We start from the raw sequence: 1,306 nt of genomic DNA, 5'->3' as shown, positions 1-1,306 counted from the left end.
GTACGAGGAGACAATCACACCCTCGCCGCCACTCGCAAGGCGCGCAATGCGTAGGGCGAGATCGTTGGATTCGCTGCCCGTGCACGTGAAGACCACGCGGTCGAGCTCGACTGGGAACGTATCAACCAGCCGCTCAGCATAGTCGACAAGTCTTGGTTCGAGATAGCGCGTATTGGCGCTGATACGCGCCGCCTGTTGGGCCATTGCCGCGTTCACCTCTGGGTGGCAATGACCAAGCGAAGGGACGTTGTTGTAGAAGTCGAGATAGGCCCCACCATCCGGATCGTAGAGCCACATGCCTTCACCGCGAACGAAATGCACAGGCCGTCGATACTGCATCCGATAAGATGCTCCCAAAACTGCATCGCGGCGGGCAATCAGTGCGGCCTCGCGCGCTGGAAGGTCGGACTCACCTGGTCTGTAGCGGTTGGGCATGAGGTCTGTGGACATGTTTGCTGCCTATCTGAGAGTTATGGCGAAGGCTGTGATACTGCCGCGAGGACTGCCGCTTAATCTGACGCATTAGAAAGAGGCGCCAGGATGGATAGGCCGCGCTCGGCACGAGCAACATTCTTTTTTATGTATTGTGCGTCAGCCGGAAAAAGGTCGGCGCGCCAGTAGTTGATAAGTATCAGCGCGCTTTGTCGTGCACGCATCAGCCCGACTAGCAGCCTTGCTTCCAAGGCGGAGAGCGGAACGACCGCGGCATAGCCGGCAATGAGATGCTCGGCTCCGCCCAGAAGGAGTGCTGGATCTATCACGAGGTGACTTGCCGCGATAGCCAGATCCTGGATTCTTGGGCTCCAGCAGCCGTCGCCGAAATCGATAAAACCCAATGTATCACTGGTAACGATTGTGTTGAATGGACTAGGGTCGTTATGCGTGGTCTGCCACTTCAATTTCGGGATTTGAGGTTCGATGAACCTGACGTACTCGTCCATCGAGTTCCGAACGCTGTCGGCGGCGATGTCAAGGTAACGTCTTGTGAGGAGCGGCTGCTATAGACGCACGTTCATGAACACTTTGCCAATCAGCTACAAGCGCCATCGCTTCCCACCCCAGATCATCGCCCACGCGGTCTGGCTCTACTTTCGGTTTCCGCTGAGCCTGCGCCTTGTCGAGGAACTGCTCCTAGAGCGCGGCATTGCCGTCTCCTATGAAACGATCCGCCGCTGGGGAAAGAAATTCGGCCCGGATTATGCGTGTCGCCTTCGCCGCAAGAAGCCCAGCGGGGACGACGTGTGGCATCTAGACGAGGTCGTCATCACCATTGCCGGCAGGAAACGCTGGCTATGGCGGGCTGTCG

At 57.8% G+C, this 1,306-nt stretch carries 2 protein-coding genes and 1 pseudogene; 1 reads left to right on the top strand and 2 read right to left on the bottom strand.

The annotated features are described in order from the left end of the window. Together AC2YI2_RS34985 and AC2YI2_RS34980 are read right to left on the bottom strand one after the other, a co-directional pair. Nucleotides 1-450, bottom strand: a 450-nt coding sequence (locus AC2YI2_RS34985; RefSeq protein ID WP_487391117.1) for an aminotransferase class III-fold pyridoxal phosphate-dependent enzyme, incomplete at its 3' end; no start/stop codon positions are given. A gap of 59 nt (nt 451-509) precedes the next feature. Next, nucleotides 510-968: a phosphotransferase gene (locus AC2YI2_RS34980; RefSeq protein WP_487391118.1), complete on the bottom strand. Its 459-nt coding sequence runs from the start codon at nt 966-968 to the stop codon at nt 510-512. A 46-nt stretch (nt 969-1,014) separates the two neighbouring features. Between AC2YI2_RS34980 and AC2YI2_RS34975 the strand changes: the two are divergent. After that, nucleotides 1,015-1,306 (top strand): annotated as a pseudogene (locus AC2YI2_RS34975) (IS6 family transposase); the annotation flags it as partial.

It is taken from the genome of Rhizobium sp. SRI_017 (assembly GCF_057586295.1).
Note: the sequence above shows the minus strand (reverse complement) of the source record. Positions and strands in the feature narration are given on the sequence as shown.